25 protein-coding genes and 1 tRNA gene are annotated in these 24627 nt (G+C 48.0%); 13 read left to right on the top strand and 13 right to left on the bottom strand.

The genetic code is table 11. From position 1 onward, the window contains the following. Positions 1 to 55: 55 nt before the first annotated feature. Positions 56 to 2113, top strand: coding sequence for a sodium-translocating pyrophosphatase (locus QUE66_RS07005; RefSeq protein WP_286223345.1), 2058 nt, complete (start codon positions 56 to 58; stop codon positions 2111 to 2113). A gap of 75 nt (positions 2114 to 2188) precedes the next feature. Here the strand turns inward: QUE66_RS07005 and trxB are convergent, their stop codons facing one another. After that, on the bottom strand, positions 2189 to 3142 hold the full coding sequence (gene trxB, locus QUE66_RS07000; protein ID WP_286223344.1) for a thioredoxin-disulfide reductase: 954 nt from the start codon (positions 3140 to 3142) through the stop codon (positions 2189 to 2191). A 50-nt stretch (positions 3143 to 3192) separates the two neighbouring features. Here trxB and QUE66_RS06995 point away from each other — a divergent pair, with 50 nt between their 5' ends. Genes QUE66_RS06995 through serS form a run of 3 tightly spaced genes read left to right on the top strand, consistent with a single transcriptional unit; the run spans position 3193 to position 7529 of the window. Further along, positions 3193 to 5499 carry a DNA translocase FtsK gene (locus tag QUE66_RS06995; protein ID WP_286223343.1) on the top strand — a complete coding sequence of 769 codons (2307 nt, stop codon included), beginning with the start codon at positions 3193 to 3195 and terminating at the stop codon, positions 5497 to 5499. A gap of 18 nt (positions 5500 to 5517) precedes the next feature. Then, the gene (locus QUE66_RS06990) at positions 5518 to 6189 is read left to right on the top strand and encodes an outer membrane lipoprotein carrier protein LolA (RefSeq protein ID WP_286223342.1); all 672 of its coding nucleotides are present in this window, start codon (positions 5518 to 5520) and stop codon (positions 6187 to 6189) included. Positions 6190 to 6212: 23 nt separating this feature from the next. Beyond that, on the top strand, positions 6213 to 7529 hold the full coding sequence (gene serS / locus QUE66_RS06985) for a serine--tRNA ligase (protein WP_286223341.1): 1317 nt from the start codon (positions 6213 to 6215) through the stop codon (positions 7527 to 7529). Here serS and QUE66_RS06980 read toward each other — a convergent pair. Beyond that, positions 7526 to 7948: a type II toxin-antitoxin system VapC family toxin gene (locus QUE66_RS06980; protein WP_286223340.1), complete on the bottom strand. Its 423-nt coding sequence runs from the start codon at positions 7946 to 7948 to the stop codon at positions 7526 to 7528. The genes serS and QUE66_RS06980 overlap by 4 nt on opposite strands. Before the next feature lie 5 nt (positions 7949 to 7953). After that, positions 7954 to 8199, bottom strand: coding sequence for an AbrB/MazE/SpoVT family DNA-binding domain-containing protein (locus QUE66_RS06975; protein ID WP_286223339.1), 246 nt, complete (start codon positions 8197 to 8199; stop codon positions 7954 to 7956). 124 nt (positions 8200 to 8323) lie between these two features. Between QUE66_RS06975 and QUE66_RS06970 the strand changes: the two genes are divergently transcribed. Together QUE66_RS06970 and QUE66_RS06965 are read left to right on the top strand one after the other, a co-directional pair. Continuing rightward, a tRNA-Ser gene (locus QUE66_RS06970) sits at positions 8324 to 8413 on the top strand. Between the two features lie 14 nt (positions 8414 to 8427). After that, entirely contained in the window at positions 8428 to 8877 is a 450-nt protein-coding gene (locus QUE66_RS06965; RefSeq protein WP_286223338.1) for a potassium channel family protein, read from the top strand. 13 nt (positions 8878 to 8890) lie between these two features. On the opposite strand, the gene QUE66_RS06960 is transcribed toward QUE66_RS06965, so the two are convergent. Further along, complete coding sequence (locus QUE66_RS06960) at positions 8891 to 9781, bottom strand: transporter (protein ID WP_286223337.1); 891 nt, start codon at positions 9779 to 9781, stop codon at positions 8891 to 8893. 37 nt (positions 9782 to 9818) lie between these two features. On the opposite strand from QUE66_RS06960, the gene QUE66_RS06955 reads away from it, so the two are divergent. Both QUE66_RS06955 and QUE66_RS06950 read left to right on the top strand, forming a co-directional pair. Beyond that, the gene (locus QUE66_RS06955) at positions 9819 to 11258 is read left to right on the top strand and encodes a sensor histidine kinase (RefSeq protein WP_286223336.1); all 1440 of its coding nucleotides are present in this window, start codon (positions 9819 to 9821) and stop codon (positions 11256 to 11258) included. Between the two features lie 24 nt (positions 11259 to 11282). Then, entirely contained in the window at positions 11283 to 11447 is a 165-nt protein-coding gene (locus QUE66_RS06950) for a hypothetical protein (RefSeq protein WP_286223335.1), read from the top strand. On the opposite strand, the gene QUE66_RS06945 is transcribed toward QUE66_RS06950, so the two are convergent. After that, entirely contained in the window at positions 11444 to 11863 is a 420-nt protein-coding gene (locus tag QUE66_RS06945) for a GNAT family N-acetyltransferase (RefSeq protein ID WP_286223334.1), read from the bottom strand. The genes QUE66_RS06950 and QUE66_RS06945 overlap by 4 nt on opposite strands. Before the next feature lie 32 nt (positions 11864 to 11895). Here QUE66_RS06945 and QUE66_RS06940 point away from each other — a divergent pair, with 32 nt between their 5' ends. Next, a complete protein-coding gene (locus QUE66_RS06940; RefSeq protein ID WP_286223333.1) occupies positions 11896 to 13509 on the top strand; it encodes an NAD(P)/FAD-dependent oxidoreductase in 1614 nt (537 codons plus the stop codon). On the opposite strand, the gene QUE66_RS06935 is transcribed toward QUE66_RS06940, so the two are convergent. The 5 genes from QUE66_RS06935 to QUE66_RS06915 all read right to left on the bottom strand — a co-directional run bounded on the left by QUE66_RS06935 (position 13510) and on the right by QUE66_RS06915 (position 17136). Beyond that, entirely contained in the window at positions 13510 to 14163 is a 654-nt protein-coding gene (locus QUE66_RS06935) for a histidine phosphatase family protein (protein WP_286223332.1), read from the bottom strand. A 180-nt stretch (positions 14164 to 14343) separates the two neighbouring features. After that, positions 14344 to 14802 (bottom strand): mobile mystery protein A, encoded by a 459-nt coding sequence (locus QUE66_RS06930; RefSeq protein WP_286223331.1) that lies wholly within the window; start codon positions 14800 to 14802, stop codon positions 14344 to 14346. A 33-nt stretch (positions 14803 to 14835) separates the two neighbouring features. Then, positions 14836 to 15147, bottom strand: a complete 312-nt coding sequence (locus tag QUE66_RS06925) for a HigA family addiction module antitoxin (RefSeq protein ID WP_286223330.1) — start codon at positions 15145 to 15147, stop codon at positions 14836 to 14838. A gap of 16 nt (positions 15148 to 15163) precedes the next feature. Continuing rightward, on the bottom strand, positions 15164 to 15445 hold the full coding sequence (locus tag QUE66_RS06920) for a type II toxin-antitoxin system RelE/ParE family toxin (RefSeq protein ID WP_286223329.1): 282 nt from the start codon (positions 15443 to 15445) through the stop codon (positions 15164 to 15166). A 95-nt stretch (positions 15446 to 15540) separates the two neighbouring features. After that, positions 15541 to 17136 carry a peptide chain release factor 3 gene (locus tag QUE66_RS06915; RefSeq protein WP_286223328.1) on the bottom strand — a complete coding sequence of 532 codons (1596 nt, stop codon included), beginning with the start codon at positions 17134 to 17136 and terminating at the stop codon, positions 15541 to 15543. Positions 17137 to 17239: 103 nt separating this feature from the next. On the opposite strand from QUE66_RS06915, the gene QUE66_RS06910 reads away from it, so the two are divergent. Continuing rightward, the gene (locus tag QUE66_RS06910) at positions 17240 to 19138 is read left to right on the top strand and encodes an ATP-binding cassette domain-containing protein (protein ID WP_286223327.1); all 1899 of its coding nucleotides are present in this window, start codon (positions 17240 to 17242) and stop codon (positions 19136 to 19138) included. On the opposite strand, the gene QUE66_RS06905 is transcribed toward QUE66_RS06910, so the two are convergent. Together QUE66_RS06905 and QUE66_RS06900 are read right to left on the bottom strand one after the other, a co-directional pair. After that, a complete protein-coding gene (locus tag QUE66_RS06905; RefSeq protein WP_286223326.1) occupies positions 19086 to 19787 on the bottom strand; it encodes a recombinase RecT in 702 nt (233 codons plus the stop codon). The two genes, QUE66_RS06910 and QUE66_RS06905, sit on opposite strands and share 53 nt — an antisense overlap. After that, positions 19784 to 20803 (bottom strand): YqaJ viral recombinase family nuclease, encoded by a 1020-nt coding sequence (locus QUE66_RS06900; RefSeq protein ID WP_286223325.1) that lies wholly within the window; start codon positions 20801 to 20803, stop codon positions 19784 to 19786. The genes QUE66_RS06905 and QUE66_RS06900 overlap by 4 nt, the downstream gene beginning before the upstream one ends. A gap of 81 nt (positions 20804 to 20884) precedes the next feature. Between QUE66_RS06900 and QUE66_RS06895 the strand changes: the two genes are divergently transcribed. Further along, on the top strand, positions 20885 to 21121 hold the full coding sequence (locus QUE66_RS06895) for a helix-turn-helix domain-containing protein (protein ID WP_286223324.1): 237 nt from the start codon (positions 20885 to 20887) through the stop codon (positions 21119 to 21121). A 6-nt stretch (positions 21122 to 21127) separates the two neighbouring features. Here the strand turns inward: QUE66_RS06895 and QUE66_RS06890 are convergent, their stop codons facing one another. Then, positions 21128 to 22048: a hypothetical protein gene (locus QUE66_RS06890; RefSeq protein WP_286223323.1), complete on the bottom strand. Its 921-nt coding sequence runs from the start codon at positions 22046 to 22048 to the stop codon at positions 21128 to 21130. Positions 22049 to 22301: 253 nt separating this feature from the next. Here QUE66_RS06890 and QUE66_RS06885 point away from each other — a divergent pair, with 253 nt between their 5' ends. Together QUE66_RS06885 and QUE66_RS06880 are read left to right on the top strand one after the other, a co-directional pair. Beyond that, positions 22302 to 24053, top strand: coding sequence for a ShlB/FhaC/HecB family hemolysin secretion/activation protein (locus QUE66_RS06885; protein ID WP_286223322.1), 1752 nt, complete (start codon positions 22302 to 22304; stop codon positions 24051 to 24053). Between the two features lie 8 nt (positions 24054 to 24061). Next, positions 24062 to 24613, top strand: coding sequence for a hypothetical protein (locus QUE66_RS06880; RefSeq protein ID WP_286223321.1), 552 nt, complete (start codon positions 24062 to 24064; stop codon positions 24611 to 24613). The last annotated feature ends 14 nt before the right edge of the window (positions 24614 to 24627 follow it).

Below are 24627 nucleotides of genomic sequence, written 5' to 3'. Positions count from 1 at the left end.
AAGATTGTCGTATCAAAATTAAATTGAATCCTCAACCAAGTAGGAGTGATTTAGCATGAGTGATGTGACTGTAGGTCTGTATTTTGCCTTAGCGTGCGGCGTCATCGCAGTGGTTTATGGCTTTGTGATGCGTACGTGGATTCTTAAACAAGACACTGGCAATGCCAAGATGGTTGAGATTGCCGAAGCGATTCAGCAGGGTGCGGCTGCTTATCTCGCGCGCCAATATAAAACGATTGCAATTGTGGGCGTAGTGCTAACCATTCTGATGGCGGTCTTCCTCGATTTAGCAACTGCGATTGGTTTTGTGATCGGCGCTGTTTTATCGGGAGCTTGCGGCTTCATTGGTATGAACGTCTCCGTGCGTGCGAATGTGCGTACTGCGCAAGCAGCAACTGAGGGCATGAACCAAGCTTTGAACGTCGCCTTCAAAGGCGGCGCTATCACCGGCATGCTCGTGGTTGGTTTAGGACTCTTGGGCGTCGGTGTATTTTTCATGCTCCTGGTGTCGATGGATAACGGTCAAGACCTCTCGGACGTGTTGCACCCCTTAATTGGTTTAGCCTTCGGATCTTCCTTAATTTCAATCTTTGCACGTCTGGGCGGCGGTATCTTTACTAAGGGCGCCGACGTCGGCGCCGACTTGGTGGGTAAAGTCGAAGCAGGTATTCCAGAGGATGATCCGCGCAATCCGGCGGTGATCGCCGATAACGTAGGCGATAACGTGGGTGATTGCGCAGGAATGGCCGCCGACTTATTTGAGACCTATGCGGTGACCTTAATCGCAACCATGGTCTTGGGCGCACTAATGGTGATGAATGCTCCCGTTGCGGCAGTGGTCTACCCGTTAGTCCTTGGCGGTATTTCGATCATTGCCTCGATTATTGGCTGCTCGTTTGTTAAAGCAAGCCCCGGCATGAAAAATGTCATGCCCGCTTTGTATAAAGGCTTGATCATCTCAGGTGTGATCTCACTCGTTGGTTTTTACTTCGTGACCAACTGGATCATTCCAGACGATGCCTTGGGGATTCCGGGTAGCCAGTGGCGCTTATTTGGCTCATCGATTGTGGGCCTGCTACTCACTGCGGGTTTAGTGTGGATCACCGAGTACTACACCGGTACCGATTACAAACCGGTCAAGCATATCGCTGAAGCCTCCACCAAAGGTCATGGCACAAACATCATTGCAGGCTTAGGCGTATCGATGCGCTCGACAGCTTACCCAGTGATCTTCGTCTGTATCGCCATCTTTGCCGCGTATTACTTAGCAGGTCTTTACGGTATCGCTGTAGCCGCAACGGCCATGCTTTCACTCGCAGGGATTGTGGTGGCGCTCGATGCCTATGGCCCAATTACAGACAATGCTGGTGGTATTGCCGAGATGGCAGGTTTGCCGGATTCGGTCCGCGATATTACTGATCCATTGGATGCGGTGGGTAACACCACCAAAGCGGTCACTAAAGGTTACGCGATTGGCTCAGCCGGTCTTGCATCCTTGGTACTCTTTGCCGACTACACCCATGCTTTAGAAGCAATTGGTCAGCAAGTCACCTTTGATCTTTCGAACCATATGGTCATCATCGGCCTCTTTATTGGTGGCTTGATTCCTTACCTCTTTGGTGCGATGGCGATGGAGGCAGTAGGGCGTTGCGCTGGAGCTGTGGTGGAGGAAGTGCGCCGTCAGTTCAGGGAGATCCCCGGCATCATGGAAGGAACTGCAAAGCCAGAGTACGGCAAAGCGGTCGACATGCTCACTTCTGCAGCGATCAAGGAAATGATCATTCCTTCGCTCTTACCAGTGGTGGTTCCGATTCTGGTCGGCCTATTCTTGGGACCAGCAGCATTGGGCGGACTCTTGATGGGCACGATTATTACGGGACTCTTTGTCGCAATCTCCATGTGTACCGGTGGCGGTGCTTGGGATAATGCCAAGAAATACATTGAAGAGGGTAACCATGGTGGCAAAGGTTCAGAAGCGCACAAAGCTGCCGTGACTGGCGATACCGTAGGTGACCCCTACAAAGATACTGCGGGCCCAGCAGTCAACCCACTCATTAAGATCATTAATATCGTGGCACTCTTAATCGTGCCACTCTTGCCTGTGGTTCGTTAGGTCGTAACGGATCAAATTAAAACGCCCAGCATTGCTGGGCGTTTTGCTTAGGGAGCAGGCTTAAGTCAAGAACAATTACTCGAGACCTTCCAGATAACGCTGCGCATCCAATGCTGCCATACAACCCGTGCCCGCACTGGTAATGGCCTGGCGATAGATGTGATCTTGGACGTCACCTGCTGCAAAGACACCAGGGATATTGGTTGCTGTGGCATTGCCCTCTAAGCCCGAGTGCGTTTTGATGTAGCCATTGTTCATATCAAGTTGACCTACGAACAAATCGGTATTGGGTTTGTGACCAATCGCAATGAAGGCACCTGATACCGCAATTTCTTCGGTGCTGCCATCCTGTTTTTTGATACGAACTCCCGTCACCCCCTTGTCATCACCCAAGACTTCATCGAGGGTGGCGTTGAGTTTGAGTTCAACCTTACCTTCGGCTACTTTTGCCATTAAGCGATCATTCAGAATCGGCTCTGCACGGAACTTATCTCGGCGATGGATGACCGTTACCTTTCGGGCAATGCCAGTCAGATAGAGCGCTTCCTCAACGGCCGTATTACCACCGCCGACTACGCACACATCCTGACCCTTGTAAAAGAAGCCATCACAGGTTGCACACCCTGAAACCCCCCGACCCATGAATGCCTCCTCACTAGGAAGCCCAAGGTATTGAGCGGAAGCTCCCGTCGAGATGATGAGCGCATCACAGGTGTAAGTTCCTGAGTCACCTACCAGACGAATCGGTTTTTCAGTGAGGGCTGCCGTATGGATGTGATCAAAAATGATCTCGGTATTAAAGTGCTCGGCATGCTTTAGAAAGCGATCCATGAGCTCGGGTCCTTGGACGCCATTGGGGTCAGCAGGCCAATTTTCCACATCGGTGGTGGTCATGAGCTGGCCGCCTTGCGCGAGCCCGGTAATCAGGGTGGGCTTGAGGTTGGCGCGGGCGGCATAGACCGCAGCGGTGTAGCCGGCTGGGCCCGAGCCCAGAATCAGTACTTTAGAGTGTTTAGTAGTTGTCGTCATCCCTAAATTATAGAGTTTGAAGGCCAATGCTTGTTTACAATCAGGTGAACATGGCTCGTAGCTCGCTCCCACAAATTAAGACCCCGCTGCCTCCCGAAGGCGGCACTGGCAAGATGTCTCGCTTAATTGCTGAAGTACGCTGGATGCTGATGCTTGCCATCTGCCTTGGCTTATTTGCGGTTCTGATTACCTACACTAAATCCGATCCAGCCTGGTCGCACGCTAGTTTTGAGGTTCCTAAAAATATTGGTGGTCGTATTGGAGCATGGACCGCTGATTTGATGCTCTACATTTTTGGGGTATCGGCATTTTGGTGGGTCGTATTATTTGGTCGGCGTGTGTATCAAGGTTGGCGTGAGCTCTGGAGTGTGCCATTACCAGTTGATCCAGAGGCTAGACCCGAATCCTTTTGGACCCGTTGGTTGGGCTTTGCCTTGACCCTCACCTGCAGCATGGGACTAGAGTCGATTCGGATGCATTCTTTGAAATGGGAGCTGCCCAGACCCCCGGGCGGTATCTTGGGCGAAGTAATCGGGGATCCCCTGCAAATGGCGTTTGGCTTTACGGGCGCCACTCTGATTTTGATCTTTGGCTTGGCAGCTGGCCTCTCTCTGTTTTTACATTTCTCGTGGCTCACGCTTTCTGAGCAAGTGGGACGATTTATCGAGCTAAGTATTCGACGTCTGCGTGAGAAGCGCGAGGAGCAAGAAGATCAAAAGATTGGCGAGCAAGCTGCGGTTGAGCGTGAAGAGCACGTCGAGGAAGTGCGGATTCGGGAAGAAGTGGCACCCAAGGTACAAATCTTTAATCAACCCTTAAAGATTGTGAAGAGTGAGCGGGTTGAGCGCGAGAAGCAGCAACCACTCTTTGTAGAAATTCCGGACTCGGAGTTGCCACCACTCTCGCTTCTTGACCCAGTTCCGGAGGCAAAAGAAACAATTTCTGCTGAGACCCTAGAGTTCACCTCCAGATTGATTGAGCGCAAGCTCGACGATTTTGGGGTGCAAGCTAAGGTGATTGCTGCTTATCCAGGACCGGTTGTGACGCGTTATGAGATCGAGCCTGCAGTCGGTGTGAAGGGCAGTCAAATTGTGAACCTCTCACGCGACCTATCACGTTCTTTGGGTGTCGTGAGCTTGCGCGTGGTCGAGACCATCCCCGGTAAGACCTGTATGGCGCTTGAGTTACCCAATCCAACGCGACAGTCGGTCTACCTCTCGGAGATTTTGAGCTCCCAGGTCTATAACGACAACCATTCTCTACTCACACTAGCCTTGGGTAAGGATATTGCGGGTAGCCCCATGGTTGCAGATTTAGTGAAGATGCCACATTGCTTGGTGGCGGGTACTACGGGTGCGGGTAAGTCGGTCGGGATCAACGCCATGATTTTGTCGATCCTCTTTAAGGCCAAACCGGATGAAGTACGACTCATCATGATCGATCCCAAGATGCTAGAGATGTCGGTCTATGAGAAGGTGCCCCATCTGTTGTGCCCCGTAGTAACCGACATGAAGCAGGCCTATAACGCGCTCAATTGGGCAGTCAATGAGATGGAGCGGCGCTACAAACTCATGAGCAAGTTTGGTGTGCGTAACTTAGCGGGCTTTAACAAAAAGATTATGGAGGCCGAAGCCAAGGGCGAGAAACTCACCAACCCCTTTAGCTTAACTCCTGAGGATCCTGAGCCACTCTACAAGGCCCCCATTATTGTGGTGATCATCGATGAGCTTGCAGATCTGATGATGGTCTCAGGCAAGAAGATCGAAGAGTTGATCGCACGGATTGCACAAAAAGCACGTGCCGCCGGAATTCATTTGGTGTTGGCAACCCAACGTCCGAGTGTGGATGTCATCACCGGTTTGATCAAAGCCAACGTTCCAACACGTATTTCATTCCAGGTGAGTAGCAAGATCGATAGCCGTACCATCCTAGACCAACAAGGCGCTGAGACACTGTTGGGAATGGGTGATATGTTGTATATGCCACCGGGAACGGGTTTACCAATTCGGGTGCATGGTGCATTCGTATCCGACGATGAGGTGCATCGCGTGGTTTCCTGGCTTAAAGAGAAGGGTGAGGCTAACTACATCGAGGGTGTGCTCGAAGGTGCCGATGAGTCCACCATGGACGCCTTAAATGGTGGCGGCAATGGCGGTGGCGAAGCCGATCCACTCTACGATCAAGCCGTTGCTATCGTCCTTGAGAACAAGCGTGCTTCGATCTCGCTCGTGCAGCGGCATTTACGCATTGGTTATAACCGCGCTGCGCGCCTTTTAGAGGATATGGAAAAAGCGGGCCTAGTCTCGAAGATGGGCGGCAATGGTAACCGTGAGATTCTGGTTCGCCCCAGCGAATAAGTCATCAAATCCTAAACAATGAAGCGTTTTATTTTCTATTTCGTCGTCGCAGCATTGGCTATTCCAAATGCGATTCATGCGCAACCCACAACTCCTTCGGGGATTGAACAGCTCAAGCAATTTGTGAAGACCGTGCGCTCTGCCCAAGGTGAGTTTGTGCAGCAACAAATGCGCACCCCCAAACCTAATGAGCCGCAAGATCAATTGAAAATGATTCGGCAAACCTCAGGGCAATTTATCTTCCAGCGCCCGGGGCGCTTTGTGTGGGATACCCAAAAGCCGTATGAGCAAAAACTCATCATGGATGGTAAGCAATTGCTCATGTGGGATAAGGACCTCAATCAATTAACCATCCGATCAGCCAATCAGGCCTTAGCCGCCTCGCCTGCCGCCATCCTGTTTGGGGATGTCGCTCTTGATCAGCAGTTTGATTTAGAGGAAGCGGGCACCAAAACCAATTTGCAGTGGGTAAACCTAAAGCCAAAGGCAAAACCCGGGCAGGGCGATTTACCTTATACGCAAATTGCGATTGGCATGGGCTCTGGATTGCCTAAAGCATTGGAGCTGACCGACGGATTTGGCAGCATGGTGCTCGTGATTTTCAATCAGATGCAAATCAATCCGAGCGTGGATAGTAGCCGCTTTCAATTTAAGCCTCCACAGGGTGCCGAGGTCTTGCGACTAAACTAATGGCTTGAACCCGAAGGAATCGTATGCTAGACCCCCAACTGCTTCGTAAAGATTTAGAAAGCGTTAAGGCACGCTTGGCCACGCGCAAGTTTGAGCTAAATACCAACCTGTTTACACAGCTTGAGAATGAGCGCAAACAGCTTCAAGCAGGTACCGAAGAGTTGCAAGCCAAACGCAATCAATTGGCCAAAGCCATTGGTATGAAAAAAGGCAAAGGTGAGAATGCCGATGCAGAACTTGCTGAGTCGGCGAGCGTTAACCAAGCGCTTGAGAAAAATTCCACTCGCTTATCGACCTTACAAGATCAAATTAAAGACTTGATGCTCAACATCCCGAACTTACCGGATGAGAGCGTACCGGTTGGTATGACGGCCGACGAAAATAAAGAGATGAAGGTCTGGGGTAAACCGACAGAATTTGATTTCACCCCCAAGGATCACGTCGATCTAGGTGCCCCTATTGGGCTAGATTTTGATGCAGCATCCAAAATCAGTGGCGCGCGTTTTGTGGTTCTTAAGGGCAATGCGGCGAAGTTGCATCGTGCACTCGCGCAATTTATGCTGGATGTACACACCGAACACCATGGCTATCAAGAGGTTTATGCGCCGTATATGGTGAGCGCGCAAGCGATGCAGGGAACCGGACAGTTACCCAAGTTTGAGGCTGATTTATTCAAAGTACCGCGTAAGATGGGTGGTGAGCATCCGGATGATGGTGGCGAGCGGATTGAAAACTTTTATCTCATTCCCACTGCTGAAGTGCCGGTGACGAATCTGGTCCGTGATGAAATTATTAATGCAGACCAGTTACCACTCAAGTATGTGGCCCATACCCCATGCTTTCGCTCGGAAGCGGGTAGTTATGGGCGTGATGTGCGCGGCATGATCCGTCAGCATCAATTTGACAAGGTCGAGTTAGTTCACATCAGCCATCCCGAGAAATCGATGCAGGCTTTGGAAGAGCTCACCGCCCACGCTGAGAGAATTCTGGAACTTCTCGAATTACCGTACCGACGCATGCTTCTCTGTACCGGTGATATGGGCTTTGGAAGCGCCAAGACCTATGATCTCGAAGTCTGGATCCCATCACAAAATGCCTATCGGGAAATTAGTTCGTGCTCCAACATGGGCGACTTTCAAGCTAGGCGGATGCAAGCGCGTTATAAAGTCGGTCAAAACAAACCCGAACTACTTCACACTCTAAATGGCTCGGGCCTTGCGGTTGGTAGAACTGGTGTAGCTCTACTGGAAAATTATCAGCAAGCCGATGGCAGCATCCGGATCCCCAAGGTACTGCAGCCCTATATGGGTGGTTTAGAGGTGATTCGCTCGATCGCCTAAAGAACGAGCGCTTTAATCTTTACTCTCTCTGAGTTCTTAGCCAGCACTTTATCGAGCGTCACAATTAATTTTGACTTCATTTCTCTTGCAGCGGATAGATGCAATGCATCGCCCGCGCGAAGGTTGGACTTCGCATCCAGTGTAAAAAGACCAGCAGAATAAAAAGTATTGACTTTAATTGGAAGCAATTCCACATCATTCGAGCAAATTTTTTCAAAAAGAGCCCAGGCTCCCCGACTTTGTTTATGGGTGATTTGTCCAGTTCGCTCTTTAATTGCTAGGGCGCTGGCAAACTCAGTAAAAGTCCAGACCGAGCTAATAAGATTGCTATCAGCTTTTTCATACCAAGCCTCTACAGCTTTGCTCTTGGCCTCGCGCGAACACAGAGCGACAAAAACACTCGTATCGATATAAATCATTTGAATTAGTACCGAGCGGATTCTCGTAATTGCTTAATGACCGATTTGCTCATTGGCATCGACTCGCGAAATTCATGAAGCTCGCGGATGATTGATTTGCGGTCAATCTGTTTAGTCCGTAGCACAATTGTTCCGTCAGGAGCGAGGCTGGCGCTCAAAAAATCGCCTTCAGTAAGATTGGCTTCTTTTAAAAGATGCTGAGGAATGCGCAAGGCAAGACTGTTACCCCACTTTGCTATTTGAATGTCCATATGGAGCTCCCAAAACTTAGGTAATGTATATCTATGAATGTAGATACATTATATGAGACATGAACATACTTAATCAAGGCCATACCAGTCTATCTAAAGGCCTAGGTATAATTGACATTGAGTCGGAGAGGTGGCAGAGTGGTCGAATGTACCTGACTCGAAATCAGGCGTGTCCGTTAGGGCACCGTGGGTTCGAATCCCACCCTCTCCGCCAATGAAAATCATCCAATGCTGCTTACTTTCACTTTCTTCGTTAATGCGTTCATCGCATTTGCAAGTATTCTTTTGCACTACGAGGTGCTTTATAAGCTCAATACGACCATGCCGAAATTACGGCATATCAACTCACACTACAAGGTGCTGATTGCGGTTAGTGTTATTTTTATTGCCCACATTGTTGAGATTTGGATCTTTGCGTTAGGCTATTACATCATGGTGCATTACCCAGAAATCGGCTATTTTGTTGGCACGATCTCAGACCATGGATTATTGCTTGATAGTATCTACCTATCATTTATTACCTATACTACTGTTGGGTATGGCGATATTGTGGTGAACGGCTATTTACGATATTTGACCGGGATTGAGGCGCTTGTGGGTCTCATTTTGATTACATGGTCCGCATCGTTCTTATTTATAGAGATGCAAAAGTACTGGGGTTCGCAAAGCCCAAACTAAATCATCCCGGAGCTTAGAACGCTTTGGTGAAGCGTAAAACGAGTCGTCGACTTTCCATAAAGCCATTCATTGTTGCAAGATCATTTCCATACTGAAGCATGAAGCGTCCAATGCTGGTATGAGCAACGCCGCTCACAAAGTAGCGCTGAGTAACCACAGTGTTATTTCGTTCCACGCCGTTAAAAGCCGTTTCTCCACCCGTAACATAGACATAGGTTGCGGCCACCGTATAAGTTTGATTGATACGATAAATGGGACCAATTTGGGTGCTGTAGAGAGGTTTTTGTGTTAACTGAAGATTAATTAGAGATGAACATGCGGCAGCACATTGACTATTGGCCCCATACCAGACCGTATCAAAGGCAAATGCTGCATCGATACTATTAGAAATGGGACGCTGATAACCGACCTGCAGTGCCTGACTATAGCGATTACTGCCAAGATTAAATGCTTTGGTATTGGAGTATTCGCCAGTGGGCAAGGATAGATAAGCTGCAATCCCTAGATATGTTCGAGTAGCCTGGTTTGCATACGGCCAAATTGCCGTTGCTATGGTGGTGTCGGTCATACCCTGGCTGGCTGGAAACGCTGACAAGGATCCATCCGGAGAAAGTGTTCCTCCACCAGTTTGTACGTAACTCACTGCTGGCAAAGAGCCAATCGTATAGGTATGGCCTAAACGAAAAAGCCCAAGATTAGATTCTAGATTGGGTGATGTACCAGTAGGTACGTTATTGACATACAGGTTATTGTTTTGAGCATTGACATAAGAGATCGTTACAGCTGTTCGTCCAGGGGCTGGGGCTACGATATCGTTGGGCTGTAGATCAATTGCCAAAACATGGCTGCTAATTAGCAGTAATGCTAAAGATATAAGTGGGCAAGATGTATTTTTATAAGACATCAATTACTCAGGAAGGCAATTCAAGTACGATAAGAATATGAAAGTTTTACTGGCATTAAATTTCTTCATCTTTGCTGCAATCCAGCTCGGACTGCTTCTTGGGATACTACATTATCTGCAAGGTGAGTCGAAATCTAAGCCGAATCCCTATTGGCTATTGGCACTTATTACGAGCGTAACAGGACTCACATTTTTTGCGGTTGGACTTTTAAACACCGATGATATTCAAAGAGTGCCACCCATATTCACGCTTGCGAACGCCTTGTTTTATGCTGCGGCCATTCTTCAGGGTTTATTTTTTTACTCATTTAATCATCCTGTAAGTAAATCCTTAAAGTGGGCTCTTGGAGTGTCAATACTTTGTTACGGGATTTTCTTTGAGTACCTCAGGCAGAATTGGACGTTCGAGGCCCGTACTATTTTTGTGGCATCGACTTATGCAATTATTCTTGCCTGGCAGATTCGTGAAGCTCGTATCGTCAATCGTAATCTGGGTTTACAGCAATTAAGGTATTTTCAATACGCAGCAATTGGTGAGGCACTCTTTTTAGCCCCGCGACTCGTTGTTTTATTAGGATCCAGTCATCCAATTAATAAAATGGAGCAATTACCGCAATTGCTCATCATCTTTACGTTCGGTCAGATTTTGATGAACACATTGTCATTTATCGCGATCTGGGGATACTGGTCTGAGAAATTAGCTATTGACAGTCGCCAGACCGAATCCCAAAATTTAACTTACAAGAAACTACTTGAAGAGCGCGAAACCCTAATTGGTTCATTAATTAGGGCGAACAAAAGTAGTACCACGGGCGCCTTGTCAGCATCCATTGCTCACGAGATCAATCAGCCACTAGGCGCTATTCAGATTAATAGCGAATACTTACAAAAAAAGATTTCTGAGGAAGTGGTTGATCGAGAGCTGATAAAAAAACTGGCTGATGATATTTCTAAAGACAATATGCGAGCGGCTCGGATTATTCGAACCCTTAAGGCGATCTTCTCTGAAAAATATGACGCTTTTCCTGAAAAGGTATCGATTGCAGAAGTGATCGAATCAGTAATCCTATTATCCAAATCTGATCTAGGTGAAAAAAATGTTCGTGTCGAAGTTAATATTCCGAACGGGATAAGCATGCCGATGAGTTTTGGAGAGGCACAGCAAATTTTCTTAAATCTGATTAATAACTCGGTTCAGGCTTTACAAGCTAGCACCCAGTCGGAGCGAGTTATTCGCGTTTCTGGACATGAGGATGCTGAGAACATCATGATTCGTTGTGAGGATAACGGACCAGGTGTACCTTCTGATCAGGCTCAATATTTGTTTGATCTATTCTCGGGAACGAAGCGTGAGGGGATGGGGCTTGGGCTTTGGTTATGTGAGTACATCATCGGTCGTCATGGCGGCAAGATTCGTTTCGACTCCGCTTATCAAGGCGGCGCTGCCTTTGAAATCACCTTCCCCAAAACCGAATAAAATAGTGAAACGAGGGAGATCATCATGTCTATTTTCTGGGCTTTACTAGGTATTTTCGCCACCATCGGTGGCATTATTGCGTATGTCACCACTAGCAACGTGATCTATTTTGCGATTGGCTTTCTGATCCTGTTTTATCAAGCGTGGTTTCGATCTAAAGACGATGAAGAGATTAAAACGTATTTCTAATGGGGCTCTAGTAGCATTTTGATGTGATCAATACCGGCCTCCTCAAATGGGAGGCCGATTGCCTTAAAGCCATGACGTTCATAAAAGCCAATAGCGGTTGTCTGAGCGTGCAAAAAGAATTCCTTGATTCCTTCTTGGTGGCCATACGACAACAAAGTCTTCAGTAGTTCGCCCCCAAGACCTAGACCGCGATACTCTTTGAGTACCGCCAAGCGACCAATCTTGCCGTTTCTTAACAAGCGACCTGTTGCAATTGCTTTGCCATGGTCTAGTACAAGCATATGCCAGGCCATTGCATCATCGTCATCGAGCTCGAGCTCTTCGGGGACTCCTTGTTCATGAACAAATACGGTCAAGCGAATCGGGTAGGCAAGGTCTTTCGCCTCATCCCATTGCATGATCCTGATTTCTTGCATGGATAAATCATAAACTGCTATCGTTATGGCCTATGATTCGGATTACTGAGCTCCGCCTGCCAATTGACCATGCACCAGAGGCACTTGAAGCAGAAATTCTGAAGAGGCTTGCAATTGCACCCAAAGATCTCATGCGATTCGAGGTCTTCAAGCGCAGTTACGATGCCCGTAAAAATAGTGCGCTCACCTTAATCTATACCCTCGACGTATCCGTTCGTGATGAGGCGGGTATTCTCAAGCGGCATGCACATGATCCCCATGTACGTCCCAGTCCTGATACTTCGTATCACTTTGTGATTCAACGGGATCATAATCAACCAGCTAAATCCACATTGCGACCCGTCGTGATTGGTTTTGGTCCCTGTGGGATCTTTGCAGCGTTGCTCTTGGCGCAAATGGGATTCAAACCGATTGTGCTCGAGCGTGGCAAGGTCGTACGTGAACGTACTCAAGATACCTGGGGGCTATGGCGCAAAAAGATTTTGAACCCGGAATCCAATGTGCAGTTTGGTGAGGGCGGGGCAGGCACCTTCTCGGATGGCAAGCTATGGAGCCAAGTGAAGGATCCCAAGTTCTACGGTCGCAAGGTCTTGCAAGAGTTTGTGAAAGCCGGCGCTCCCGAAGAAATTCTATATGTCTCGAAACCACACATTGGTACCTTTCGCTTAGTCGGAATGGTGGAGAAGATTCGTCAGGAGATTATTGACCTGGGCGGTGAGGTGCGCTTTGGTCAAAAGGTGGTGGGATTTGATATCAATGATCACGCCCTCAAAGGTTTGAAGTTGGAGACTGGCGAGTATCTCGCGGCCGATCACGTCGTCCTCGCACTTGGTCACAGTGCCCGCGATACCTTTCAAGAGCTCTTTGATGCAGGCGTCTATATGGAAGCGAAGCCGTTCTCGGTTGGTTTTCGAATTGAGCATCCCCAATCCGTAATTGATCGTGCTCGCTTGGGGCCGCATGCCGGTCATCCACTCATAGGTGCGGCAGACTACAAGCTCGTGCATCACGCTAAGAACGGACGCTCAGTCTATAGTTTTTGCATGTGCCCAGGCGGCACGGTCGTAGCTGCAACCTCCGAGCCTAATCGGGTGGTGACCAATGGCATGAGTCAGTATTCACGCAATGAGCGCAATGCCAATGCGGGAATTGTGGTGGGGATTGATCCGAGTGATTATCCCGGCGGGCCGCTTGCAGGCATTGATTTTCAACGCGAGTTGGAATCGAGAGCGTATACCTTGGGGGGGTCGACCTATGAAGCTCCCGGGCAGTTGGTGGGTGATTTCTTAAAAGGTAAGCCATCGACTGAATTTGGCTCAGTCATCCCATCATATAAGCCAGGCGTACATCTCACCGATCTCGCCACGAGCCTACCCAGTTATGCCATTGAGGCGATTCGAGAGGCGATTCCCGCGTTTGAGAAAAAGATCAAAGGTTTTGCGATGGCCGATGCAGTACTCACGGGCGTGGAGACTAGAACCTCATCACCCTTGCAGATTAAGCGTGGACCCAATTACCAAAGTATCAATACCAAAGGCCTTTACCCAGCCGGTGAGGGTGCAGGCTACGCCGGTGGAATTATGTCGGCTGGGATTGATGGCATCAAAGTCGCTGAAGCGATTGCGCTGGATCTCACGAGCGCCTAATTAGATCTCAATATTGTCGAGTACCGAATCAGTGAGGTGACTCGTATCGCCCCAGCGCTCAATTGACCAAGTATTGCCATCATGAGCGATCCAATTGAGCGAGGTATTCGGAACCACCGCGACACGCTCGGCATCTAAAGCTTGTTGGGTGACAATGCGATAAATCATATCGAGAGCACCGCCGTGACTCACTGCCAAAATCTGCTCACCAGTATGCTTCATTAATAAATGATCGAGCATGCGCTTCATCCGATCATGAAACTGCACAATGCTCTCACCGCCACCAAGATCAAAGTCTAAATCACGTACTAGATGACGCTGCCACAATTCAGGTTCGAGCTGGGGTGCATCAGCAAGGAGCAGTCCTTGTAGTTTGCCCACATGGCGCTCGCGTAAATCAGGATGAGCAGTAATCTCCATAGAGTGCGGCTGTGCAATCGTCTTAGCAGTATGAAAAGCGCGCTCCAAATCACTTGAGTAGATGCAATCAAAGCGATGACCGGTTCGTAGGAGGGCTTTGGCTAAGCGCTCAGCCTGCATCACACCGTGGGCATTGAGAGGAATGTCAGTATGACCTTGCATCCGCTTTTGCACATTCCAATCGGTCTCACCATGACGGACAAAGCAAATACGAGTTTGATGATGGGTTGGCATATTAGGCTTTTACAAAAGAAAGTAATTCAGAGTAATCGGATCGGTTAGCTTTGCGGAGGGCATCTATTCCTGCTTGGGAAAAGATGATCAATAGTAATTGATGATGGAAGCGAGAAGCTATCTCATCAATAGACTCATCAGGGTCCAAAGGGGTGGACCCAAACGGATACTCAAACTGAATCACCAAAGATTCCGTCGTGATCCAGCCAAAATCTCTAGCGCAAGAAACTCTAGTTGCTTTTCTTTATTCTGATAATCAACTTGCTGCCCTTCTAGTTCCATAGAGTGAGAAACGGTCGCAAGTCTTTCTCGGGCTAAGTCGTATGCTCGATGTTTAATCATTTCTTCAATTGGTTCACGAGGCACCAAGGCGTAATGCACTTCGCAATTGAGTGCATCGGCTAGCTTTCGAAGGCTTGCCAAAGTAATTCGGTCTTCCATTTCTGCTTTTTCTAACTTTGCTACACCCGCTTGGGTAATGCCGAGACGTTTGGCTAGGGCAGCCGCAGTCATGCCGAGCCCTTCTCGAATCGCCCTTGCCCAGCCAAGATGGGGTCTAGGAAGCCCCCGAATCGCTTGCCAAGGTAGTAAACTACTATCTAATTGATATATATGAAGTTTTTTAAATCGACTGGTCATAAATTAACCTATAAGTTAATATTAAATACTTAATCAGGTTAGGCTAATGTTCATTTTCTCGAACACACGAATACGAGGCTCAATCTTTTTTTGTAGGGTTCTCTTGGCCACCCGAATTTCGTACTCCATTTGGAGATTCATCCAAAAACGGGGATCCATCCTAAAAAATAAACCCAATCGAATGGCGGTATCTGGTGTAACAGGGCGGCGCCCATGAACAATATCGCTAATTCGGCTTGGCGGGACATCAATATCAGCCGCCAGTTGGCGGGCAGTAATTTTCATGGGGATCATGAAGTCCTCCAACAGGATTTCTCCAGGATGAATTTCATCTAACTTATTCATAATGTTTACACCTCAGCTATTGGTGATAATCCACAATCTCTACGTTATAAGCCCCATCACTCTTCCAGATAAAACAAATACGCCACTGGCTATTGATTCGGATAGAGCACTGACCTTTTCGATTGCCTATTAAATGCTCCAAATGATTTCCGGGAGGTACTTTTAAATCCTCAAGACGAGTGACTGCATGTATTTGTAAAAGTTTGCGCCGCGCTACCCGTTCAATCTGCTTAAATCGTCTCACATTCATACTGGCAAATAAGTTTTCTGTTTCTGAGCATTTAAAAGAGCAAATCATTTAGAATGATAATCCGTGTAATAGATTCTGTCAAATAGAACAATACTGGCGATTGGTATGACCAAAATGTAATGAAATCAAAGTAAGAAGAAAAACTACATCTCAGTCTGATAGATAAGACCCGCATGCTCTCGCAGCGCATGAAACTCAATTTGCTCCCAGCGCTGCTGGGCGACATCGAGCTCTGACTTGTGAGCCGCCAAAAAGACCGAGGCACCGACCACATCTTCGGCCATACGGTGGCTGTTTTCAGCAATGAACTTCTTGAGCGCGACCGGATCCTCGGAAGTTACCCACCGAGCCATGGTGTAGCGTGCAGGTAATAAGCGCACTTCGGCCCCATACTCGGTTTGTAAGCGGTGTGCCACCACCTCAAACTGCAACTGGCCAAAGGCACCCAAGAGCATGGTGCCACCACTCATGGGGCGAAACACTTGAATCGCACCTTCTTCGCCGAGTTGCAATAGACCCGTGCGTAGTTGCTTATTACGCATTGGATCAGCCGCCTCAACCATGCGAAAGATCTCCGGGGCAAAAAACGGTAGACCTGTAAATTGCAGCTCCTCGCCTTCGGTCAGCGTATCACCTAAATGCAAGAGTCCATGATTGGGTAAACCAATAATGTCACCGGGAAACGCTTCATCCAAGATATCGCGCCGCTGCGATAAAAACGAGAGGGCATTGTTCGTCCGAATCTCTTTGCCATTGCGTACGATCTTGAGTTTCATACCGCGCTCAAAGTGACCCGAGCAAATTCGCAAGAATGCCACCCGATCCCGGTGCGCAGGATCCATATTCGCCTGAATCTTAAATACAACCGCAGTAAATTTTTTCTCATGCGGGTCGACCTGGCGTTGCACGGCTTTGCGTGATCCAGGGCCAGGAGCTAAATCCACCAAGGTGTTCAAGATCTCACGAACGCCAAAGTTATTAATCGCTGAGCCAAAGAATACGGGTGATTGCTCTCCCGCTAAAAACGCATCTCGATCAAAAGCGGGCATGGCGTTTCTCACGAGATCCACTTCGGTCAAGGCTTCTTCGAGCTCTGTACCAAAGCGCTCTTTGAGCATGGGATCATCTAAGGACACGACGAGGTTCGAGTCTTCGGTAACGCGATCCTCGCCGGCTTTAAATAGGCGCATTTGATTGTTAATGATGTCAATCACTCCAGCAAAGGATTTGCCCATGCCGACTGGCCAAGTAAAGGGCACCACGGCCATTCCCAGTGCTGCTTCAATCTCATCCATGAGATCGAGTGGTTTTTTGACCTCACGATCGAGCTTATTAATAAAAGTCACCAAAGGGGTATGGCGTGCGCGACACACATCAATTAAACGCCTCGTTTGCGGTTCCACACCGTTCGCTGCATCAATCACCATCAATGCGGAATCCACCGCAGTTAAGACCCGATAGGTATCTTCAGAGAAGTCTTGGTGACCGGGAGTATCTAAAAGATTAATGATGGCGTTGCGATATTCCATCTGCATCACCGAGCTTGCAACCGAGATACCACGTTGCTTCTCAATTTCCATCCAGTCGGAGGTTGCATGGCGACTTGCTTTGCGGGCCTTCACGCTCCCGGCAATTTGAATGGCACCCGCATAGAGTAGTAATTTTTCAGTGAGTGTGGTCTTACCCGCATCGGGGTGCGAGATGATGGCAAAGCTTCGGCGGCGGGCAACCTCATCCAAAGTGGATAAGGTCGATGATGAATCGGGGGAGTTAATGGAAACACCTCAGGAAAAGCATCATTATAAGACGCTTAGACGAATAAACCGTTGATAATGATGAGTTATGGCATTGATTACTTTAACGGACGCCAAGCTAGCATTTGGTCATCACCCCCTCTTAGACCACACCAACTTTGCACTCGAGACAAGTGAGCGCGTGGGCTTGATTGGACGCAATGGCACGGGGAAATCCTCCTTTCTAAAGATCCTTGCTGCTATTGAAAAACTCGACGATGGACTGATGCAAGTTCAACAGGAACTGCGCATTGCCTATGTGGCGCAAGAACCGATCCTAAATACCAACAGCAGTATTTTTGAGGCAGCTTCCGAAGGTTTGGCCACCATCAAGCAAATCCGATCGGAGTATGAAACGCTTGCGCAAGCCGATTGGAATGAAGCCAATCAAGAGCGCTTAGATACCCTGCAATCCCAGCTAGATGCCACCCATGGGTGGAACTGGGAACAGCGTGTCTTTGAAATCCTCAACCGCTTGCATCTCAACGCCGATCAAACCATTGGAACTCTCTCAGGGGGCACTAAAAAACGCGTGGCGCTTGCGCAAGCCTTGGTCACCCAACCAGATGTGCTCTTGCTCGATGAGCCCACCAATCACCTGGATTTAGATTCGATTACGTGGCTTGAAGGGCTTCTGAATGAGTACGCTGGGTCGATTGTCTTTATTACCCATGACCGCAGCTTCTTAGATCAAGTTGCAACCCGCATTATGGAGCTCGATCGCGGGGTACTACGCAGTTACCCCGGTAATTACAGTCGCTATGAGTTTGTTAAAGAGGAAGAGCTCAACGCCGAGGCGCTTGCCAATGCACGAGCCGATAAACTACTCGCGCAAGAAGAAGTGTGGGTGCGCAAAGGGGTAGAAGCTAGGCGCACGCGCAGCGTCGGGCGCGTGGCGCGTCTTGAGAAACTTCGAGCCATGCGCGCTGAGCGACGCAATGCGATGGGGCAGGTGAAGCTCTCGATTGCCTCTGGTGAGCGCAGCGGCAAAATTGTGGCAGACCTCGATACCATCTCCAAGTCCTACGTAAAACCGATTGTGAAAAACTTCACCGCCACCATTTTGCGAGGCGATAAGGTCGGCATCTTGGGCCCTAATGGAGCAGGTAAAACGACACTCCTCAAATTAATCTTGGGCGAGATTGCGCCCGATACTGGGATCGCTAAATTGGGCACACGCATTGAGGTGGCCTACTTTGATCAGATGCGCGAGAGCCTCAATCTGGAGGCGACGCTCGAAGACTTCATTAGCCCGGGGAGTGAATGGGTGGAGATTGGCAATCAGCGCAAGCACGTGAAGAGCTATTTAGGGGATTTTCTATTTGCACCCGAGCGCACCAACTCACCCATCAAAACCCTTTCTGGCGGCGAGCGCAATCGCTTGTTGCTCGCAAGACTCTTTGCCAGACCTGCAAATGTCTTGGTGCTCGATGAGCCTACCAATGATCTTGATATTGATACCTTGGATCTCTTAGAGCAGCTTCTTCAAGATTACCAAGGTACTGTATTTTTAGTTAGCCATGATCGAACCTTTTTAGACAATGTGGTCACCAGCATGATTGCCTACGAAGGTGATGCAATGTGGCGCGAATATGAGGGTGGTTACGAAGATTACAAAGTACAAAAGGCACGCTCGGATACGGTGATACCAAGTCCTCTCATGAAAGTGGCCGAAAGTAAGGCCTCCAGTAAACCATCAAATCCAATCATTGCTAGCAAGCCAAAGCTGAGTAGTAAGGAAAAAATTGAGCTGGAAAAATTACCCACTCAAATTGAGGCGCTTGAAGAGCAGCAAGCGATGCTAAGCGAGCAATTGGCCGACCCTGCCCTTTACAAGGGCGATCCGAGTGCGAGCATTGCACTTAAAGAGCGGGCACTGGCGATTGATGCGCAACTCAAAGTGCTAATGGCGCGCTGGGAGCAATTGCTGGAGCGGGAGACGGGCTAGCTAGTTTTTGTCTCAACAACGCTTTACGATCCGGTGCGCTCTGACTCACTTGCACCATCGCTTGCTTCTCCATCATTGGCGGTGTTATCGGTATTTTCAATTCCGGCACACTAATCCCAAATGTAAGACGGGCGCACTGTTGTAGGGTTTTATGTCGTAGCATCCGCCTGGGCATTTGTTGCCAAATGGGATGCTCGGTTTTGAGTTCTGCGTAGTATTCCCGTACGGTAATGGGTTGGATTAGATCTGCGCGATAGATGGAGCATTCCATCCAAAGGGGAACGCCGCCCTCTTCGGTCTCAGTGGCTTGGCTAAAGGTGAGCCCTTTAAAACTGGGTTCCCGGTGGATCATGGCAATCCAGCCATCAATCGGAATATAAACTTCATAGCTTCCATCTAGATTGAGTTCCCAGTCAATCTGGCCCAATAGTGGATTAAGTTGATACCGATTAGCAACCCTTAGAAGCAATTTCAAGACCTCTTCTGGAACCACAGCTTCCTTGGCCCAATGACTGAGTTCTTGGGAGGCTATCGCGAGGGCATTAGCCACCTCCGTCACCAATGGATCGAGAGTGGGTTCGCTTGACCGATTAGGTTGATCCTCTTCCAAAAGATCCTCGGGCAAATCCAGGATGGATAGTCTCTTCATAAAGCTACCCCTTCCATTACTTTTTCTCCAAGGATTGGTTCATGTGGCATCAGTTCCTCCGGTAAATCCTTCACCACAAAGCGCCGACTATTGATGACTGGGTTCTGATAAGCCTTGATGAGTTCGGGATGCTCTAGACCCAAGCGTTTGGTATCAATCCGATAACTGGGCTTGGGAGCTTTCCAAGTGATTACAGGTTTGCCAAGGTAAGTCAGCACTTCAGCATCCGCCATATGTTCCATGAGGGCTTGCTTAATCGCATCAATTTGCTCTTCCTCAGCAAAGGTTTGAGCCTCTAAGGCTTTGAGCTTTCGAATGAGATTCAACGTTTCCGAGGAAGCTTCCAGCGTTTTACCCGAGCTCGCTCGCTGAAAGAGCGCTTGGCAATCGGAAATCGACTGTGGTTTGGGTGGAATGTCTTTTTGAACATGCTCGGTCCAAAAGAAAGCGGCTTTCTCAAATAGTAAGGACTCAAGTTCTAAGTCTCTGGTAATCGTATAGATCCGTAGATCCGATCCTCCCAAGAGAACAGCAACATCAATCTCTGATAGATTGGTAATCCCTAAGTACCACAAGCATTGACATAAGTAGGGTAGGGGAATCGCGTCCGTCCCGGGTTCACCCCAATCCCCTTGACTGAAATGATTAGCGGTTTTGCATTCCAAAAGCTTCTTTGCATTAAGACCACCGTCAGAATGAAAGAGGGATAACCCTTTTTTCTCCAACACAAAACGATCAATGTGTCCGACGCAAAATGAGTAGTTGGGATGAACAAGACTCTCCGGATGATCAACCAAATACTCACCGGTGAGCAAAGCATATTCATCGGCGATAAACGATTCGGCAAACGAACCAAAGCGCAGAGCAAAGCTATCTTTGGTATCCACACGCTTGCGTGTTTTCTCCAGCCAAACATCCATCGCTGAGCGGTACTTCGAGACTCCCAGAATCGCTCCAATGTCGCTGCCACCTAGGAAAGCAGCGCGATTGTGTGTAAAATCTTGATTATTAAGCATTTTTTAATCCTTTAGTTGGTATTTTTAATCAAAATAAATAATAAATTAGTTATTTTGATTAATTCTATAACTTTTTTTATTATGATTACAAGCGCTCAAATACGCGCCGCAAGAGGGTTGTTAGATTGGTCGAGAAAGGATCTAGCCGATCACTCTGGGGTGAGTTTTGCCTCCATGATGCGATTGGAGTCGTTTGATGGCGTTCCCTCTAGCAATGTGAGAACCCTCGAGGCAATTAAAAAAGCTTTTGAAGATGCGGGAATTGAATTTATCGGTGAACCCAACCAGGGTGCTGGAGTGCGGTGGCGCTTGAAGTAATTCTATTTACTTCGCTAGTACCATTAACTCACCAATAGCCGTTGATAGTTGTCGAGAGAGTGTGGTTTGGTAGCGCATGAGACGATCAAGATCATCAAAATTTGGTAAAGCAATATTAAATTTTTCTTTATCAGGATCAAGCGAGTCTCGCAGCTCTTCAATGTATGTGGGGACCTTGCTTAATTCACCATTAAACCAACTATCGAATTGATAAAACTCGTAGTAGTTTTTTGTTTCGATCGATTCAGTATGATTCGTTAGGGCTTTGCGATCTATAGCGTCTCCCAAGATTTCTAAATTGATATCCTTATATAAACCTCTATCGTATTCTCTATGTGAAATTGCTTCAATTTTGTCTTTTAGATACTCATCCATATTTTGTTGATAGAAATCGGCCTCACTGTAAAGATAAGCTCCTAGCAAGGTATCCTGGGTGATTACCCGTGGGTTTTCATCCCATTCTTTAGCGCTAGATTTAATTTTGTGATGTTGAAAAGCTGCCACTAGTTTTTTTGAAAAAAGTGCATCGTCAATTTTTTCAAGTAATGAGCTATCAAGTACTTTTAGCGTTAATTTAAGCTTTAGCTCTAAAAGCATTAAGTTCATTGCCGAAAACTTTTCTTTCTTATCTCTTGCTGGGCTTGCTTGCTCAGATTTGCGATAAAGAATGTCAATTCCATTTTGAATTCTTTCTAATTGAATATGAAGACGCGCAATGCGTTCAATTTGCAAGGGCACTAGCGGATTGGGTGAGTTGTAGTGGGCACTCAACTCTTTAATCAGTTGATTAAAGCGCTCTAATTCATGATGGTTCAGCAGTTGTTTAGTGGTTAAGCCGCTCTTAATCGCATTTCGAGAGCTTACGAGTTTGCCCTTATCGGTATTTGGCCCACCGGTTTTAGGTGCTTGGGGTGCTAGCTTTTTCATTGCATCGCCTTCTCGGAAAAACGGAACATGAATTAGCGTAGCCGATCGTTTGAAATTTTGTAAGCAATTCCACAGAAAAACACAGTTTTTGCAAAACGAACTTCGTATCCTATTGAAAAAATTGAACTTTTTAAATTAGAATCTGAAGAATTTAAGGGCTTTTAGTGTTTAATCAGCCGCACCAATTGAGGGATGCTTACGTTTCGAAAATACCCAAAATGGCTTTAGAATCAACGCTTCACTGCAAATAACTATGTCTATTTACCATCGTATTCTTTCCATTGCCATTTTCGGTGGCGGACTCCTTGGTGGAAGTCTCGCATTGGCTCAGGCAAATCCACCGCCCCCAATTAATCAGCCCCCCGTTGATGCTGGCGCCTTGCAGCAGGGTCTTGAGCGGCAATTACCCATGCCGTCTCCATTGCAGCTTCCGCAGCCTGCACCAGAGCCTGTAAAGCCAAAGGATCCTAAGGCTCAAGAAGTACGGGTCGATGTAAAACGTTTTGTGCTTGAAGGCATCAAAACTATTCCTGAAGAAAAAGTGCAAGCCATCTTGCAACCCTATCTCAATAAATCCTTGACCTTTGATGAACTGCAAAAAGTCTGCGATGTGATCGTTGATTTTTACCGTCAAAATGGATTACTTGTGCAAGCCACCTTGCCACCGCAGCGCATTGCTGATGGCGTAGTTCGTATTGCGATTACCGAAGCGAAGTTAAGTGATGTGATTGTTGATACCACCAAGGGCCCTACGCGTTTTAGTAAAGATAGCGTGCGTGCCTATATTACTGATGTGAATCCGATTGGTTCACCACTAAATACCCAAGCGATTGAGCGTGCCTCTTTGATTCTGAATGAAACACCCGGCGTGATTGTCGAGAGCAAATTAGAGCCCGGTCAAAATCCAGGAGACACCGCCTTACGCATGGAGTTGGCCGATGGCCCACTCATACAGGGAAAGGCCGAGGCGAACAACTACGGTAGCCGCAGCACCGGCCAGAACCAAGGGATTGTGGCCTTTAACCTGAATAACCCCACGGGGATTGGCGATCAGGCTTCGGTCAACGGTATTTATTCCGAAGGCTCGCAATACATTCAGGGCGCATATTCATTACCAGTGACGCGCACCGGTTTGCGTCTTGGTGCATCTGGTACTTACTTGAACTATAAAAATGTTAGTAACTATGGCTATCCCAATGGCGGATATGGTGATGCCTGGACCGCGGGTGTGAATTTAGCGTATCCACTGATTCGTCGCCAAGGCACCAATGTGAACACGACCTTAGGTTATGACATCAAAAGTTACATGAACAAAAGTTTTCTGACCAATGCCGTGATTAGTGCGTATGACATCAAAAACATTACCTTTGGAATTTCTGGTAACCACTACGATGGGTTTGGTGGTGGGGCCATTAGTGCTGGCTCGCTTGGTTTCGTCATTGGTAATTTAGCAATCTCGCCAACCAGTGGCCAAGGTTATGGCTCTAATACCCCCACATCCTTTACTAAGATGACATTTTCCGCAAACCGGAATCAGCAATTCGGTAGCGCAACCGGAACCACGGTATATGTTGGGTTCTCTGGGCAAGTGGCATCGGTCAATCTGAACTCTGCAGAGCAATTTTATTTGGGTGGGCCTTATGGGGTACGCGCCTATCCGGTCGCCCAAGGGGGTGGCTCCCAAGGGGGCTTGGGCACGATTGAGCTGCGCCAACAACTGCCCTATAACGTCTTAGGCTCCATTTTTTTTGATGCGGGCGTCGTCCAACAATATAAAAATACCCCTGCCGGGAATTGGCAGGGGGCCACCAACGCGAATAACACCTATTGGCTAAAAGGCGCTGGTTTTGGAGCCAAATGGAATTATGAGGGCTGGAACCTAGGCGCTATGGTGGCTTGGCAGGTTGGCCAGAACCCCCTCTATACCTATACTGGTCAAAAAGTAGCGGTCGATGGCACCACCACCAACCCCCGCGGCTGGGTCACCGCCAGCTACCAGTTTTAAGTCCTAAAATGCAGTCAATTTTGACCCTTTTGCTGGTCTTTTTGGGCTGGTTTTTACCCGATTTTGTACTCGCTCAAACCGTCTTTGATCGTTGGACCTTGGAGTCAAAAGAAATCATCACCGAGGCGTACACCACGAGTGAATCCAATACCACTTTCGGTATTTTTTGCTCAGCGAATCAATGCATGTTTTATCTGCATCAACCCACGGCGTGCTTACCCAATCAACGCTATCCCGCATTGGTTCGCAATCAAATTCAAGCGCAAGCCATCACCATGAAGTGCACACTTGTGGGTAATAAATTGTTCCTGATTTTGGAGCCCTTTAATGCACTTTTGCAGGCAACGCAAATTGGTGAGCAAATTAGTTTTGCTGTCTCGCTGCAGTCGAATGAATTCATCACAGCGCGTTTTAGTTTGTCAGGAGCTCGCCAAGCAGTGACGCAAGCCTTACAAATTTCATCCCAAAAAGCAGTACCAAAAGTAGCGCCTCCGGCGCAACCATCACCTCCAAAAATACCGCAACCGGTTCGACCCAATGCGAAAGATTCGGTTACATAAAGCAACTCATTTGT

It is taken from the genome of Polynucleobacter sp. HIN6 (assembly GCF_030297575.1).
GTDB lineage: Bacteria > Pseudomonadota > Gammaproteobacteria > Burkholderiales > Burkholderiaceae > Polynucleobacter.
This window is presented reverse-complemented; position numbering and strand designations above follow the sequence as displayed.

Excerpts from the sequence above, each read along its gene's own strand:
- QUE66_RS06980 (WP_286223340.1), bottom strand. The coding sequence starts at position 7,948 with ATGATTTATATCGATACGAGTGTTTTTGTCGCTCTGTGTTCGCGCGAG.
- QUE66_RS06905 (WP_286223326.1), bottom strand. The coding sequence starts at position 19,787 with ATGAAGAGACTATCCATCCTGGATTTGCCCGAGGATCTTTTGGAAGAG.
- QUE66_RS06975 (WP_286223339.1), bottom strand. The coding sequence starts at position 8,199 with ATGGACATTCAAATAGCAAAGTGGGGTAACAGTCTTGCCTTGCGCATT.
- QUE66_RS06965 (WP_286223338.1), top strand. The coding sequence starts at position 8,428 with ATGCTGCTTACTTTCACTTTCTTCGTTAATGCGTTCATCGCATTTGCA.
- QUE66_RS06955 (WP_286223336.1), top strand. The coding sequence starts at position 9,819 with ATGAAAGTTTTACTGGCATTAAATTTCTTCATCTTTGCTGCAATCCAG.
- QUE66_RS06910 (WP_286223327.1), top strand. The coding sequence starts at position 17,240 with ATGGCATTGATTACTTTAACGGACGCCAAGCTAGCATTTGGTCATCAC.
- QUE66_RS06925 (WP_286223330.1), bottom strand. The coding sequence starts at position 15,147 with ATGAATAAGTTAGATGAAATTCATCCTGGAGAAATCCTGTTGGAGGAC.
- QUE66_RS06900 (WP_286223325.1), bottom strand. The coding sequence starts at position 20,803 with ATGCTTAATAATCAAGATTTTACACACAATCGCGCTGCTTTCCTAGGT.
- QUE66_RS06930 (WP_286223331.1), bottom strand. The coding sequence starts at position 14,802 with ATGACCAGTCGATTTAAAAAACTTCATATATATCAATTAGATAGTAGT.
- QUE66_RS06940 (WP_286223333.1), top strand. The coding sequence starts at position 11,896 with ATGATTCGGATTACTGAGCTCCGCCTGCCAATTGACCATGCACCAGAG.
- QUE66_RS06960 (WP_286223337.1), bottom strand. The coding sequence starts at position 9,781 with ATGTCTTATAAAAATACATCTTGCCCACTTATATCTTTAGCATTACTG.
- QUE66_RS06950 (WP_286223335.1), top strand. The coding sequence starts at position 11,283 with ATGTCTATTTTCTGGGCTTTACTAGGTATTTTCGCCACCATCGGTGGC.
- QUE66_RS06990 (WP_286223342.1), top strand. The coding sequence starts at position 5,518 with ATGAAGCGTTTTATTTTCTATTTCGTCGTCGCAGCATTGGCTATTCCA.
- QUE66_RS06935 (WP_286223332.1), bottom strand. The coding sequence starts at position 14,163 with ATGCCAACCCATCATCAAACTCGTATTTGCTTTGTCCGTCATGGTGAG.
- QUE66_RS06920 (WP_286223329.1), bottom strand. The coding sequence starts at position 15,445 with ATGATTTGCTCTTTTAAATGCTCAGAAACAGAAAACTTATTTGCCAGT.
- QUE66_RS06880 (WP_286223321.1), top strand. The coding sequence starts at position 24,062 with ATGCAGTCAATTTTGACCCTTTTGCTGGTCTTTTTGGGCTGGTTTTTA.
- QUE66_RS06895 (WP_286223324.1), top strand. The coding sequence starts at position 20,885 with ATGATTACAAGCGCTCAAATACGCGCCGCAAGAGGGTTGTTAGATTGG.
- QUE66_RS06890 (WP_286223323.1), bottom strand. The coding sequence starts at position 22,048 with ATGAAAAAGCTAGCACCCCAAGCACCTAAAACCGGTGGGCCAAATACC.
- QUE66_RS07005 (WP_286223345.1), top strand. The coding sequence starts at position 56 with ATGAGTGATGTGACTGTAGGTCTGTATTTTGCCTTAGCGTGCGGCGTC.
- QUE66_RS06945 (WP_286223334.1), bottom strand. The coding sequence starts at position 11,863 with ATGCAAGAAATCAGGATCATGCAATGGGATGAGGCGAAAGACCTTGCC.
- QUE66_RS06995 (WP_286223343.1), top strand. The coding sequence starts at position 3,193 with ATGGCTCGTAGCTCGCTCCCACAAATTAAGACCCCGCTGCCTCCCGAA.
- QUE66_RS06885 (WP_286223322.1), top strand. The coding sequence starts at position 22,302 with ATGTCTATTTACCATCGTATTCTTTCCATTGCCATTTTCGGTGGCGGA.
- serS (WP_286223341.1), top strand. The coding sequence starts at position 6,213 with ATGCTAGACCCCCAACTGCTTCGTAAAGATTTAGAAAGCGTTAAGGCA.
- trxB (WP_286223344.1), bottom strand. The coding sequence starts at position 3,142 with ATGACGACAACTACTAAACACTCTAAAGTACTGATTCTGGGCTCGGGC.